This window comes from Aquimarina sp. TRL1 (assembly GCF_013365535.1).
Classification (GTDB): domain Bacteria; phylum Bacteroidota; class Bacteroidia; order Flavobacteriales; family Flavobacteriaceae; genus Aquimarina; species Aquimarina hainanensis.
Map to the genome: position 1 here is coordinate 2,517,143 of NZ_CP053590.1, position 15,158 is coordinate 2,532,300.

The 15,158-nt window shown below is 34.4% G+C and carries 10 protein-coding genes; 3 read left to right on the forward strand and 7 right to left on the reverse strand.

Features of this window, described 5'->3' with window-relative positions; translation table 11 throughout:
• Positions 1-49: 49 nt before the first annotated feature.
• The 3 genes from HN014_RS10140 to HN014_RS10150 form a co-directional block, all read right to left on the reverse strand.
• Entirely contained in the window at positions 50-2,947 is a 2,898-nt protein-coding gene (locus tag HN014_RS10140; RefSeq protein ID WP_176028767.1) for a DEAD/DEAH box helicase, read from the reverse strand.
• A 97-nt stretch (positions 2,948-3,044) separates the two neighbouring features.
• Complete coding sequence (locus tag HN014_RS10145; RefSeq protein ID WP_176028768.1) at positions 3,045-4,184, reverse strand: DegT/DnrJ/EryC1/StrS aminotransferase family protein; 1,140 nt, start codon at positions 4,182-4,184, stop codon at positions 3,045-3,047.
• A gap of 205 nt (positions 4,185-4,389) precedes the next feature.
• Entirely contained in the window at positions 4,390-6,183 is a 1,794-nt protein-coding gene (locus HN014_RS10150) for a T9SS type A sorting domain-containing protein (protein WP_176028769.1), read from the reverse strand.
• A 148-nt stretch (positions 6,184-6,331) separates the two neighbouring features.
• Between HN014_RS10150 and HN014_RS10155 the strand changes: the two genes are divergently transcribed.
• The gene (locus tag HN014_RS10155; RefSeq protein ID WP_254884125.1) at positions 6,332-7,576 is read left to right on the forward strand and encodes a 3-deoxy-D-manno-octulosonic acid transferase; all 1,245 of its coding nucleotides are present in this window, start codon (positions 6,332-6,334) and stop codon (positions 7,574-7,576) included.
• Positions 7,577-7,583: 7 nt separating this feature from the next.
• On the opposite strand, the gene HN014_RS10160 is transcribed toward HN014_RS10155, so the two are convergent.
• The 4 genes from HN014_RS10160 to HN014_RS10175 form a co-directional block, all read right to left on the reverse strand.
• Positions 7,584-8,243, reverse strand: coding sequence for a DUF2461 domain-containing protein (locus tag HN014_RS10160; protein ID WP_176028770.1), 660 nt, complete (start codon positions 8,241-8,243; stop codon positions 7,584-7,586).
• Positions 8,244-8,267: 24 nt separating this feature from the next.
• A complete protein-coding gene (locus HN014_RS10165) occupies positions 8,268-8,882 on the reverse strand; it encodes a deoxynucleoside kinase (protein WP_176028771.1) in 615 nt (204 codons plus the stop codon).
• 226 nt (positions 8,883-9,108) lie between these two features.
• Positions 9,109-9,789 carry a response regulator transcription factor gene (locus HN014_RS10170; protein WP_176028772.1) on the reverse strand — a complete coding sequence of 227 codons (681 nt, stop codon included), beginning with the start codon at positions 9,787-9,789 and terminating at the stop codon, positions 9,109-9,111.
• Positions 9,782-11,341: a sensor histidine kinase KdpD gene (locus tag HN014_RS10175; RefSeq protein WP_176028773.1), complete on the reverse strand. Its 1,560-nt coding sequence runs from the start codon at positions 11,339-11,341 to the stop codon at positions 9,782-9,784. The genes HN014_RS10170 and HN014_RS10175 overlap by 8 nt, the downstream gene beginning before the upstream one ends.
• Positions 11,342-11,476: 135 nt before the next feature.
• Between HN014_RS10175 and HN014_RS10180 the strand changes: the two genes are divergently transcribed.
• Positions 11,477-12,295 carry a GLPGLI family protein gene (locus HN014_RS10180; RefSeq protein WP_176028774.1) on the forward strand — a complete coding sequence of 273 codons (819 nt, stop codon included), beginning with the start codon at positions 11,477-11,479 and terminating at the stop codon, positions 12,293-12,295.
• 91 nt (positions 12,296-12,386) lie between these two features.
• Positions 12,387-15,125 (forward strand): carboxypeptidase-like regulatory domain-containing protein, encoded by a 2,739-nt coding sequence (locus HN014_RS10185; protein ID WP_176028775.1) that lies wholly within the window; start codon positions 12,387-12,389, stop codon positions 15,123-15,125.
• The last annotated feature ends 33 nt before the right edge of the window (positions 15,126-15,158 follow it).

Here is a 15,158-nt window from a genome sequence, read left to right on the forward strand (position 1 = left end):
TATTTAAAAATCACCTTTAATAAATGTTTTATAGCACTACATATCGTAATTACTTCAGGATGCTTTCCAGATCATTTTCTATGTAATCGGGTAGTCCTTCTGTCATAATGATGTCGTCCGATAAAGATTTCTTTTTGTTTTGGAGTTGAATGATTTTTTCTTCAATTGTATTTTTGGTAATAAAACGAGATACGGTTACATTTTTAGTCTGCCCGATTCTATGTGCTCTGGCGATTGCTTGTTTTTCGATAAAGGGGTTCCACCAGGGATCTAGTAGTACTACATAAGAGGCTTTGGTTAGGTTGAGTCCTACTCCTCCAGCTTTTAGAGAAATGAAGAAAATGGAAAGGTGATCATCCTCCTGAAAAGTATTGACAATTTGTTCCCTGTCACTGCTTTTTGTCTGTCCTGTGAGGACGCAGTACGAAATTTGATTTTGAGAGCACCAGGATGTATATATGTCCAAATGAGAAACAAAAGAACTAAAGACTAATACTTTTTTGTTTGCTTTAACTAATGTCATCAGATAATTGGTAACATCAGTAAATTTTCCAGAGATTTCTTTGGTTTCAGGAGAGATAAGAGCAGGGTGATTTGCTAATTGACGAAGCTTTGTCAGGGTATTGATAATGTGTATTTTATTAGTAGACGGATTGTCTATCCCTAATAAAAGATTTCTGGCGGCGGATTTTTCTGATTCGTACTGTTTTTCTTGCAGAGGAAGCATCTCGGTATAAATGATTTGCTCACTTACTTCAGGAAGGTCTTTAGCAACTTGCTCTTTGGTTCTTCTTAGGATAAAAGGATTAATTAGTTCTTTTAGTTCTTCGATTTTCTCTGTGTCCTGATGTTTTTCTATAGGAATTCTAAAGTGATTTTTGAAAAAAGAATAGCTTCCGAGAATTCCGGGATTGATAAATTCCATTTGAGACCATAAATCAGCAAGAGAGTTTTCTATAGGCGTTCCGCTTAAAGATATTTTATTTATTGTCTGGATACTATTAATAGCCGAAAAAAGCTTGGATTCTTTGTTTTTGATTTGCTGACTTTCATCTATGATTAGATAATTAAACTGAAACTTTTTGAGTTGTTCAATATCTTTCGAGATGGTAGTATAGGTAGATAAAACAATGTCATAAGACTCTACATATGGGGTGATTTTTTTTCGATCAGCACCAGTGTACTTTACACAATTCAAATGAGGCGCAAACTTGATGATTTCCTGAGCCCAGTTGAACACTAATGAAGAAGGGAGGACAATGAGCGCTTTTAGGTAGGTTTTGATTTCCAGGGGACTGCTAAACAGATCAAATTGTATTTTTTGCACACTATTCTCTTCAGGGATAAGTTGTTCCTTTATGAATGTCAAAACAGCAATGGTTTGCAAGGTTTTTCCAAGCCCCATGTCATCTGCAAGGCAAGCCCCTAGCTTTTTGTTGTAATGTTCGATGAGCCATTTTACACCTTCCTCCTGATAGGGGCGTAATGTCGCCTTTAATTTCGAAGAGGGGCTATAGACTAATGAGGTTTCTTCAATTGTAAACTCGGCAGCAGGAATAATATCTCTTAATAAGGGATAATTACTCTTGTTTACAGATAAAGCATTCTTGGAAGCCCTACCGTGAATAGCCAGTTTTTTATAACGATTCATCCATTCTAATGGGATGATAAATGCAGTGTTGTCATCAATAGTGAATACGCGATTGTTTTGCTTGATGTGTTGAATAAGGTCTGTAAATGGAAAGTTATGGTGACCAATACTGATAACCCCTTTTATATCAAACCAATCATTTTGTTGGGTGTTTTCTATAGAGATTGACGGTGTCCCGGAATGGATTTTTTTTCCCTGTATATGTATTTCTGGAAGTTTAAATCCTTCTTTTTCCAGTTGTCTTTGATAGTTTCCTAGCCATGTCATAATGGCGTAGGGATCTTTTTCTTCAACAAGTTCGTATACGAGGTTACTGCTTAGAGAAAGACCTTTCTCGATTAGTAATTGACCGATTTTGCTTTCTTGCTCAGTATTTCTTTTGGTTTGGATAATCTGGATATGATTATTCTCATTTATGAGTACATCCGAAGTAGAAGTCTTAGTGTCATTCTGACGAAAAGAAACCTGATTATATTGGTAATTAATAGTGCCTACATATAGGTCTCTGATAAAATCATGAGATATAATCAGTTCGTATGAAGTAACCTCTTGGTGAGTAATGATGTCAAACCCTTCTGTGATGACCTCTATTTTTTGTATAACAGGCAGAATGATTTTATCCAAATACGTTCTTACATGTTTTTCCTCTATAGAGATGGTGTTTTTTTTAAAAAAAGGTTTTAATTTATTCGCATTAAGATGTTCGATAGCAGCTAATTGCTTGTCAAGAATAATCCAGGCAGGATTGTTTAGTAGAATACGAATGTCGTGATCTTTTGGTTGAAGTTGTCTGTCTTCTTTTTTGATGGAGAAAGAATATTCAATTCCTTGTTCTTTTTTTGCAAAGGTCAGCAATGGGGTGAGAGCAGTACTTTGATGGGTAATCATATAAGGAGCCAGGTGATCTTTTCTCTTGGCATTATAACAAAGCGGAAACCTGTTTTCAGAAAGTAAGGTGTAAAATGTGCTCATTTTTCTATGGATGTATTGTAGGAGCACTTCCTTTGTTTTTTTGTCTGTTAACAGTTCGGCAATGGTGTAATTTTTTTTCCTTTTTTTGACTTGAAAACGAAGTGTCAATTCACTAGGCTTTAATGCCTGGCAAATTTCCAGTAGTCTGGCGTGGGTAGTATCTAGGTAGGGGATTTTATAAGTATCGAGAATTTCAGGTAAGGCTTGTTTTTCTATATAGCCAATTTTTTGATTAGAAATCGTAGCAATATAGGCTTCCGGAAGCGGTGGTACATCGGCATATTCGAGGTCGACAAGATTGTAACAGATACAGAAAGAATCCATTTTTAGAAAGAAAAGGTAAGTGTTTGGGGTGAATTAAAATTATTTTGGGTATACTGAATTCAGTATACCCAAAAAAATAAACGGTTTTTTATTGATTTTATTTTTTTACAAAATCAATAACTGTTTTAGTTATATAGCCAATTTGTTCATTATCCAGTTCTGTATGCATTGGTAGAGAAATCACTTCTTTGACTAATTGGTTTGTCACAGGAAAATCTGCTTCATTATAGCGATCGTCCTGATATGCTTTTTGACTGTGTAGTGGGATAGGGTAATATACTCCACAAGGGATGTCATTTGCATTGAGATGCTTAACAAGAGCGTCTCTGTCTGTATCTAAAACGCGGAGTGTGTATTGGTGAAATACATGCGCCTTGTAGTCTCCTGGTTTGCTGATCTTAGGTGTAATGATGTTATCGATGCCTTCAAAAGCTTTAGTATATTTTTCAGCAGCTTCATTTCTGGCGATATTATAAGCATCTAAATTCGGTAATTTGGCTCTAAGAATAGTTGCCTGAATAGAATCTAATCTAGAGTTTACTCCCACTACATCATGGTGATAACGTTTGTACATTCCGTGATTGACAATCCCTCTGATCGTATGTGCTAGATCATCGTCATTTGTGAAAATAGCCCCTCCATCTCCATAACAACCTAAATTTTTGGAGGGGAAAAAAGAAGTAGAAGCCACATGACCGATTCCTCCGGTTTTAGTGATGCTTCCGTTATTAAACTTATATTCTCCACCAATTCCTTGTGCATTATCTTCAATTACATATAAATTATGCTCTTTTGCGATACTCATAATCTCGTCCATATTGGCACTCTGACCAAAAAGATGAACAGGGACAATAGCTTTGGTATTAGGAGTAATTGCTTTTCGAATAGCAGCCGGATCTATATTGAAAGAATCAGGTTCTACATCGACAAGTACAGGTGTTAATTGCAGCAAAGCAATGACTTCTACTGTAGCAGCAAAAGTAAAATCAGCAGTAATTACCTCATCTCCTGGTTTTAACCCAAGTCCCATCATGGCGATCTGAAGGGCATCTGTTCCGTTACCACAAGGAATGACATGTTTGACACCCAGATAGGTTTCCAGTTCTTTTTGAAAACTATGTACTTCAGGACCGTTAATAAAGGCAGAAGAGTTTATAACATCAAGGACTGAAGAGTCAACACGTTCTTTTATTTGTTCGTACTGACCTTTTAGGTCAACCATTTGTATCTTCTTCATAAAGTGTGTTTGTTCTGATGCACGAAAGTACGAAATAATGATACGATTGCCAATGAGAGTTTCCTTATTTTGAATGATAAAAGTAAATGCTTCTTATTGGGGATCATGTTTTGTAAAATCTCAATGGGTTTAATGGGCTGAGTTGTTTAAAAAATTAACATTCTACCCCTAATTGTACAGTTTTGTTTGCCTGTATAGGAGTTATTTACTTTTTGATAAACCGGATTGCTTTTTGAGTATCGTATTTTAAAAGATACACTCCGCTTTGTAATTTTTGTAAGGGACCAGAAATGTCATATGAATTATTTTGACTTTCCGGAAGAGGCAGTGAGAGTACTTTTTGTCCATGAATTGTGTACACTGTGATAGTAGCATCATAAGGTGGCGGAGTAAGAATACTTATCGTAGCTGTATCTTCTATGACAGAAGGAGTGATGACGATATTAGGTTGTTCTTTTGGAGTTGTACTCTCTGGATTAAAAGTCATAAAAGGATCCTCGTTACCGAGTACAAAGCCAGATATTAAGTTTCGTTTGATGTTTTGATGATTAGTTGCATGGATGATGATACTATAAACTCCATGGGGTAGTACGGAAGGGTCGAATACAAATTTATTACCGTTTTTGGTAAAATTAATAATCTCTTCAGGATCGTTTATATCTTCTGAAGAAGTATCATAAATAACTCCCCAAACATCGAAATTTGTAGGGACTGAAAACTTCTCTTTTTCAGGGGTAGTAAATGAAACTTCTAAAAAAGGCTTTTGTGAAGAAATTTCATTAGAAAAAGACATGACAGGGCCATTTGCGTCTTTTACGAAGGCGATAAATGCTGAATCACTGTGTAATGCCATATCTTTTTTAGTAGGTTGTAGTATCGTTCTGTGAGGAATTTTGTGTACAGGAATGATATCTTTTTTCTTATTATGTGTGTTTGATGTTTGAAAAATAGCATTTTCTTTTTTGTGAATAATATCAATCCATTGTGTTTTGGAGGTGCTTTTTTCTAGATGTAAGCGGTGCTCTTTGTCTGATTGTATGAGGTAATAGTTACTTTCTAATGAGGTTGTTGATGGTTTTAAAGATGTAGTTTCCAGAAATGTTCTTTTGTTATCATTCTCTATATATGGACGGATGTGTTTCCAGCTAAATTGACCGAAGCTAATATCGAGATGATCAAAAATAGCGTTGGGGTCTTTGTCTTTAAAATGAATAGTGGCATTAGGACGTAAGGTACTACTATAAGGGGCAACTCCGTCATTACTTCCTTGCTTAGCGAGTAATACACCTCCGGAAACTAAAAAGACAGGGGCAGCAATAGGTACAGAGCTATTGTAAAAACCAGAGGCTCCAAAAGAAATAAATTTTTGAGGTTGATTGCTAGGGTGTTTGTCAAAATATGGTCGTACAATATCCCTGCAATAATAAGTAGTGGACGTTCTTGCTCCTTCGTTTAATCCTGTTAACTTCCATATCCAGTTTAGTAGAGGTACTTGTGAAATATCAGCAAGATAAGTCCCCCAAAAAGGAGTTCCCAAAGCAAAAACATTGGCTACTTTATCTTTTTTTCCATAATGAAACATTGCTGCTTCAGCTGCTTTTCCTCCATTACTATGCGCAATAAGATATACCTGTGGGATGCCATATTTATGAGTGATTATATCCAGTGCACTAGCTAATAATTTTCCATTTGTCCAAAGTCCTTCTCCTCGGGTAGTGGCAACAAAAACAGCTTGATATCCTTCGTTAAAGACATCTTGATAGAAAGTGTTTTTGAATAAAAACTGACTTTGATTAAGGTCAATGTACCCATGATTAAAAACAATGACTTTGCCATTATAATTTTCGGGAGTGGCTCCATAATGAATGGTGGGATGAAAAAGAGGACCAATAAAATTGTTCGTTATTTTTGTTGGTGTGGGGAGCTGTATTTCTTTAAAATTCTGAGTATAAGATGTAAGTGAAAAAAATAAGAGTAGTGTAATAAGTTGAAATTTCATAGTTAATGAGTTTGTGTGTTTGTTTTTTGTAAATATCATAATATATATGTTAAAATAATGAATATTTGATAGATTTTCTTGTTTTTGAAGATTTTATGTGCTTATCAGAAAGTAATGTATTTTTGTAGCTTATATAAAAAACGAGTTTTTGAAAATTTTATACGCTATACTATCTGTTTTGTTTCAATGGTCATTACCATTAATAGGTACTTTAAGTTCTAAGTTGCGATTGTTTGCAAATGGTAGAAAACACAGTTTTTCAGTATTAGAAAAAAACCTAAAAAAAGGAGATAAAGTTATTTGGTTTCATTGTGCTTCTCTAGGAGAATATGAGCAAGGAGTTCCTGTTATGGAATCGTTGAAAAAAGAATATCCTACCTATAAGTTGTTGGTTACTTTTTTTTCTCCTTCGGGGTATGAGGCAAAAAAGAAAAGTACGCTTGCTGATGTGGTTTTGTATTTACCAGTCGATACGATTCGTAATGCCAAGCGATTTGTTAAGTATGTACAACCAAAAATGGCACTATTTGTAAAATACGAGTTTTGGCCAAATTATTTTCAGGAGTTAAAAAAAGAAGGGATTCCAGTTGTGATTATTTCTGCTGCATTTAGAGAAAATCAATCTTTTTTTAAATGGTATGGAGGTTTTATGCGTACTGTCCTGAGGTCGGTTTCTCATTTTTTTGTTCAGGATGAGATTTCCAAAGAATTGTTAAATCGTATAGGATTCTCTAATGTTTCAGTTAGTGGTGATACCCGTTTTGACAGGGTTTCTCATCAAATAGAAATGAATAACAAGGTCGATTTTATCTCTGAATTTGTAGGGGGGCGATTGTGTGTAGTTATAGGCAGTTCCTGGAAAGAAGATGAAGAAGTCTTTATTAATTATATCAATCGGGCTCCGGCATCATTATGCTTCATTATAGCACCTCATGAAATCAAGGAGAGTGGAGTTGCGTCATTGGTCGATAAAATTACCAAAAAAACAATTCGTTATTCGGATAGAGAAGGTAAGGAACTGAATTCATATCAGGTTTTTGTAATGAATACTATTGGATATCTGTCCAGGGTATATAGTTATGCTGATATCACTTATGTTGGTGGGGCTATGGGAACCTCGGGGTTACATAATATTTTAGAGCCGGCTACTTTTGGAGTTCCGGTGATCATCGGAAAGAATTTCGATAAGTTTTGGGAAGCGAAGCAATTGCAAAAACTGGCAGGCTTGTTTTCCGTTTCTTCTCAGGAGGAATTCTCTGTAATTATTGACAGATTGATCGATGATAAACAGTTTAGAGAAAAAACCGGGATGATATCAGGGCATTTTATTAACAGCAATACCGGAGCTACTCATACTATTATGACGTACATAACAGCATCTGGGAATTTGTGATTAAAGACTATACAGAAACTGCTTGTCGCAAATAGCGTCTAAAAGGAAGCATTTCTTTGTAAACCTGTACAACATAATCGGTAAAATCATCTTGGAGTACCTGTTTCTTTTCCAGAGGGTGAATTACAGCAAATGTTTTGTGTTTTAATAGATCGATATGCTCGTGGTCTGTAGTATAGCCTTTAGGGGCTTTTTTTAAGAGGTCATTTCCATCTGTATACAGTGACCCGAACATCTTTTTGAAACTTTTTTTAGTAATTATTTTTTTTAATTCTTCTCCGTTATAATCGATTGCTTCCCGAATACTGTTTAGAATCTTGTTTTCAGGTTTCCAATATCCTCCAGCAAGAAGACATTCGGAAATCCCGATATGAATATAAAAATCTCCTTGCTTTGTCAACTGGTCCAAACCTGCACCAAAATGATCTTTGTAAACAGGTTTATGAGGATGAAATAGTAAATTGTTATTGATCCGATTCATTCCTTTTTTTCCGGGAGTAGGAAAATAATCAGGATCCATTGCCGCAAGTCGATCGTTCAGCTCATCTAGCCATTGGATAAAATTAGTTCTGTTTTTTTGATACGCTTTCCTATGGGCATCCATCCATTCCTTGGAATTATTTTGTTGAAGTTTTTCTAAAAAATGAAAAAGCTGCTGAAAGTCCATTTTATCGAGTATAGAATTTAGAGTTTAGAACAATCCGTGTAATTGTGCATCTATTTTATTAATGATATCTCCCAGATCTTCTGGGTTATCTACAAAATTAATGTGATCTACATCGATAATTAATAAGTTCCCTTTGTCATACCCGTGTACCCATGCTTCATAGCGCTCATTTAATCTACTGAGGTAATCAATACTGATAGAGTTTTCGTAATCCCGACCTCGTTTGTGAATTTGTGCCACTAGATTAGGGATACTGCTTCTCAGATAAATCATAAGATCAGGACCTTCGACAACACTTTCCATCAAATCAAATAAAGAACGGTAATTTTCGAAATCTCTATTAGTCATTAACCCCATTGCATGCAGGTTAGGAGCAAAGATATAAGCATCTTCATAAATTGTCCTGTCTTGAATAATGTCTTTTCCGTTTTTTCGGATTTCCAGAATTTGCCTGAATCTACTGTTTAAAAAATAGATTTGAAGATTAAAAGACCAGCGTTCCATTTTATTGTAGAAATCTTCCAGATATGGATTCTCCATTACATCTTCAAATTGAGCTTCCCACTTGTAATGTTTCGCTAATAAACGTGTTAAGGTTGTTTTTCCAGCACCAATGTTTCCCGCAACTGCTATATGCATTTTTTATTTTTTTTTGGGGTGTTAAAGCAATATCCTTTTTAGGTTTGGTCGTAAATATAAAATATTTCCTGACTAACATAAAACTGTTTTAACGTAATTTCGATGAGATTATTCTGCCTTTTTATTTTCTTTCCTCAGGAAGAACAAGAAGAGGAAGGGGAGTTTTAATTTTATGGAATTATAAGGAATGTTATTGGGTTTTATCGGTTTGAAATGTGTATAGGTACTAATCTATAAGCTTATATCCATAGCCTCTAATGTTTATAATCTGTAATTGAGGGTCGTGTTTTAGTTTTTTTCTGAGTTTTGTAATAAAAACATCCATGCTTCTTCCATTAAAAAAATCATCGTCTCCCCATAATTTTTTTAAGATCATGGAACGATCTAAAACCTGGTTTTTGTTTTTTATTAAATGGAACAATAAATGGGATTCTCTATGAGTTAGTTGCTGCGTCTCGTTTCTGTGCTCCAGTTGTTGTTTGGGGAAATTAAAAGTGTATTGACCAATCATCATGACTTCTGCTTTTTTTTGAAGAAGTGTTCTTTGAAGTAGATTGTTGATTCGTACAATGAGTTCTTCCATACTAAAAGGTTTCTTTAGATAGTCATTGCCCCCGATAGAAAAGCCTTCAACTACATCTTCAGTTTGGGACTTTGCTGTTAGGAAAATGATAGGAATCGTATCATCTATCTGTCGGATTTCTTTTGCGACAGTAAATCCATCTTTTTTAGGCATCATTACATCCAATACAAGTAGTTTGGCATCTGTGTTTTTATATAATTGTATAGCCTCAATTCCATTGCAGGCGATATGGACTTTAAACGATCTGGTGCTTAGACTCTCTTTTATAATTTGCGCTAGAGAGGGTTCGTCTTCTGCTAAAATAATTTCTGTAAAGTTACTCATTGGGGAGGGTAATTATAAAGTTAGTCATTTGGTGATCTAAAGTAGCAGTAATGGTTCCCTGGTGTTTTTCTATTATTGTTTTTGTGTAGAATAAACCAATTCCGAATCCTTTTACATCATGGGTATTGCCCTTGGGAACACGGTAGAATTTCTCAAATATCTTGTCTTTGTGTGCCTTTGATAGAGAAGAACCATTATCACTAATCTGTATTGTTATCTGATTGTTGTGATCTTTGATCGCTATATGAATCTCATTCCCTCCATATTTGATCGCATTATCAATGATATTGTTTATGGCATTTTCAATATGAAAGATATCTATATGTGCATAAATTTTGGTAGAAGACGGTAGGTACTGTATCTTTTTTTTCTGAGATAATTGGTGTTGATGTTTGGCAATACAATCATTCATAAAGCTAACGAGTTCTATGCGTTCTTTATTTAGTTGTAATTTGTCACTGTCCAGGGAGGCGGTTTCCAGTATTTTTTCCACCATTAAATTTAGTTTTTGTAATTGCTCAAATGAGATAGTTACATATTTTTTTGTTTTTTCAGGATTGTTGTTTTTATTAAACAAAGAAATCCCTTCCAGAGCAGCATTGATGGTAGTAATAGGAGTTTTGAACTCATGTGTGATATTGCTGATCAGATCATTTTTTACTTCTGCAAGTTGTTTTTGACGGTTGATGATTCTCAATAAATATAACATGCAATAGATAACGGTAGCAATCAGAATAAAAGAGAGAAGTATTCCCAGCAGGTTTTTTTTGAGTAAGGTAGTTGTTGTGTTGGTATATGATAATCCGATAGTACTGCTATATGGCAAGTATAAAGAAGTTGTGGAAGTGGTTAAGGTCTTTTGTGGAGGACTGGAAAAAGGGATGATTTTTTGATTGTTGAACTGATCGTTATACGTTAATGAATAATCAACGGTAATTTGTTTTCGGGAAAATTCATGTTTCAAAAGACTGTCTAATTGATGAATATTCATATTGTCATTCGAAACAGAAATAAGAATTTTGGAAGCCAGTTCTTTAATGGGTTCTGCTTCTATCAATTTTAATTTTTCTATTTCAATGATAGTGTCCCCAGTTTTAGGTATGGTGATAAACTTAATTTGGCTGGTGCTTTCAGGGGATTTTTCAGGAAGGTTGTACTTTACCATATTAGAAAGGCTGGAATCTGTATATACCCTCATTGTATTCAGTTTTTTATTTTTTTGCAAATTAGGGTAATGTTTCTGTGGACTATAAGGGTAGGGAAAAGTATCCTTGTGAGATTGTTTATGGCTTTGATGGGAACCGTCTCTTTTTACTTCAGAAAACTCATAATAATGTTGGCTAATAGACGTCGCGAGATCTAGTGTATTATCCTTAGCAATTTTCTCATAGTAATAGTTGACAGCATTATCCAGACCGATTTGAACATCGTTAATAAGCTGTTGTTCACTTGCTTTATAATTTTTGTAATTCCAATATAATTGTATGCCTATAGTGATGAGACTTACTATGGCTATAAAAAACAAAATATGTTGATCACGTTTTTTCTGCATAGGTCAAAAATACAATACTAAAATAGTTTTAAATGAATGGGTTAACATTCGTTAACACTTGTTAACCGTAAGATTTTTAATAGGTGCTCATCTTTGTCTCAAACTTTTTATAAATACAATTTAAACAAAAAAGATATGATACGAATAATGATACTACTTATGATGCTGTTTGTTAATTCTTTGTTTGCTCAGGATTTTCAGGGGGTGGCAATATATCAATCAAGCAGCAAAATGGATCTTGATATAGGTGAATCAGCAGCTCCTTCCGGAATGAAAGAGCAACTTGAAGCGATGTTGATCAAACAATTTCAAAAAGAGTACCGATTGGATTTTTCTATTCATGAATCGATATATCAGGAAGAAAAACAATTAGAGAATCCCGCTTCTAATCAGGGCGTTAAAATGATTGTGATAGGTTCAGGTGGTGGAGAGGTGTTGTATAAGAATACAAAAGAATCAAGGTATGTGAGTAGTAATGACATTTTTGGTAAACAGTTTTTGATTAAAGATACATTGCGAAAAAATAAATGGGAGTTAACCAACGAAACAAAAAAAATAGGGAATTATTTATGTTATAAAGCTACCCGAAAAGTAGAGAGCATTGAAATAAGAAATATTACAATTAATGGAGAAAAAGAAAAGGCTAAAGAGAAGAAAAAGGAACAGCTAATAACAGCCTGGTATACGCCATTGATACCAGTAAGTAATGGACCTTCTATGTATGGAGGGCTGCCGGGTTTGATATTGGAAGTTAATGATGGTAAGCAGACGATGCTTTGCAAAAAAATTGTAATCAATCCTAAAAATAAAGTAACGATCAAAGAACCAGCAAAAGGAAAAGTAGTTACTCAGGAACGATTTAATGAGATTATGAATAAGAAAATAGAAGAAATGAAAATACATTCTAGTCATCGTTCAGGAGATGGTGGTATCGAAATAAAAATAGGAGGATAAGTCATACGGGAAAATCAATTAACGTATAGAGTAAAAGGAAGTTGGTGCAGATATTATTTGTAACCAAAAAAACATCAATTAAAAAACGAACATGAAAATTATATATATGTTGTTGCTTCTTATAGGAGCGACCTGGGGAGCGACTGCTCAAAAAGTAGTTCTTTCAGGAAAAGTTCAGGATGAGAAAGGGAATGTTTTGGAGATGGCGAATGTAATTGCATATAAAAACTCAGGAACAGAGATGGTGGCTTATGGAATTTCTAATGATCAGGGAAAATATAAACTGGTAGTTCCCGGGGATGCTATGTATACATTAAAAGTAAGCTACCTGGGATTAACAGCAGATGATAGAGAAATTAAAGTATCAAAGACAGATCAGACAATAGATTTCATAATGAAAGCGGATGAAAACAGTTTGGATGAAGTAGAATTAGTATATGAAATGCCGGTAGTGGTAAAAGGAGATACAGTGGTTTATAATACAGATTCATTTACCAATGGAGCAGAAAAAAAATTAGGAGATGTATTAAAAAAGTTACCAGGAATAGAGGTTACAGAAAATGGAGAGATAGAAGTAGAGGGGAAGAAAGTGTCCAAGGTTATGGTAGAGGGGAAAGATTTTTTTGACGGAAATTCTAAATTGGCGACAGGAAACATTCCTGCCGATGCTTTGGATAAGGTAGAAGTACTTCGTAATTACGAAGAGGTGGATCAAATGAGAGGATTAAGTAATTCTCAAGATCAGGTAGCAATTAATGTAAAGCTAAAAGAAGGGAAAAAGAATTTTTGGTTTGGAGATGTTAAAGCTGGCGCTGGAGTAGGGAATACAGAGAGACACTTGGTGAAACCAAAGTTGTTTTATTATAACCCCGCTTATAGTCTTAATCTATTAGGAGATATTAATGATATTGGAGAAGTACCTTTTACATTACAGGACTATTTTAATTTTACTGGAGGCTTGAGGAACCTGGAGAAAGGAGGAACAAGTCTTGATTTTTCTTTGGATAATATCGGACTTTCACTACTGGGTAATAATAGGGCTAGAGAAGTTGCTACAAAATTTGGAGCAGCTAACTTTTCGTATAATAAAATTAAAGGGTTAGATATTTCAGGCTATAGTATTTTTAATAAGACAAGAACCAGTCTGCTTACTAATATCAGACGGTTATACATTGATAATACACCTTCTGATACGGATAATACTATAGAAGAGGTTACGCAAGCTGCGGAGCAAAATAATCAGATAGGAATGTTGAAATTAAATGCAGTGTATAAACCTTCTACAAAACTCAGAATAGATTATGATCTTCTGGGGAAAATATCCAGTTTAGAAGAAACCTCTTCATTTTTGTCCAGAAGAGAGGAAGCTATAGAAGATATTAGAGAGAATGGCGAAAATAAACCAGCTTCTTTAACACAAAATATCAATGCATACTATACTGCAACAACGAAAGATGTTTTTTCGTTTTCAGCACAACATTTATTGCAGAAAGAAATACCATTATATAATGCCATCCGGGATGATATTCCTTTTAGAGGAGTGTTTACTACAATACATAATCCGATTGATCCGACACAAGATACATTTTATCCTTTGAAGCAGAGTGATCGATATGATATCAATCAGGAAAAAGAAATTAGAACGAATAAATTAGATAGTAGATTAGATTATTATAGAGTGTTAACCAAAAAAAGTAATCTTAATTTTTATGCTGGTAATACATTGAGTCATCAAAGGTTTACCTCCAGAATTTTTCAACAGTTAGAAGAAGAAGAAAACACCTTTGCTGATAATGAATTTGCTAATCAGGTAACATATGGGTTTTTAGATACATATCTGGGACTTAGGTATAAATTTATAAAAGGAATTTTTACAATTAATCCGGGAATTAGTCTTCATAATTATCAATTAAGAGATGAACAGTTGGGAACTACAGAGGTAAGGAAGTCCTGGAAACTCCTTCCTGATTTTTTTGCGACAGCGCGACTAAAAAAGAATGAAACTGTTAATTTCCGATACCAAATGACGGCTAATTATACAGATGTTAACAAACTGGCATTAGGGTATGTTTTTGATTCATATAATGCATTATACAGAGGAAATCGCAATTTAGAGAATGCTTTATATAATGATTTGTCTCTGTCTTATCATAGTTTCAATATGTTTAATCATACCACTGTTTATGCTTATGCAAAATATACACATCGGCAAAACCCAATAAAAAATACTAGTGTTATTTCGGGGATTAATCAGGTACATACTCCAGTCAATTCCAATTTTGCAGATGAGGTATTTGCTGCTATGGGTGAATTCTCCAGAAGTTTTGGAAAGGTGAAAGGGAAACTGAGGGCAAATGTTAATAATGCCTGGTATAATACGATTGTGAATGGAGACGCTAGTAAAAGTACAAGCTTTACTCAGGAATATGAAATAGCAGGGTCGACGAATTTTAAACAAGGTCCGAATGTTGATATAGGATACAAACTTGCGATCAATGAATATAATAATAACGGAGCAAAGAATGTATTTTATACAAAACAACCGTATGTAAAATTAGAATGGCAGTTCTTAAAAGGATTTTTATGGAATGCTTCTTACAATTATTTCTTGTATCAGAATAAAGAGCGAACATTAAATGAATATGGAATTCTTAATGGAGAAATATCATATCAGAAACCTCAGGGGAAATGGGAGTATGCTATTTCAGCTACGAATCTTTTGAACACAGCGTATATATATCAGGATCATTTTAATGAGGTGTATAATAGTACCTCTCAGTACGCGATACAACCTCGCTATTGGATGTTTGGAATTACATATAATTTATAAATGCAAAAATAGTTTTTAGAAAAAGCAGGGAGA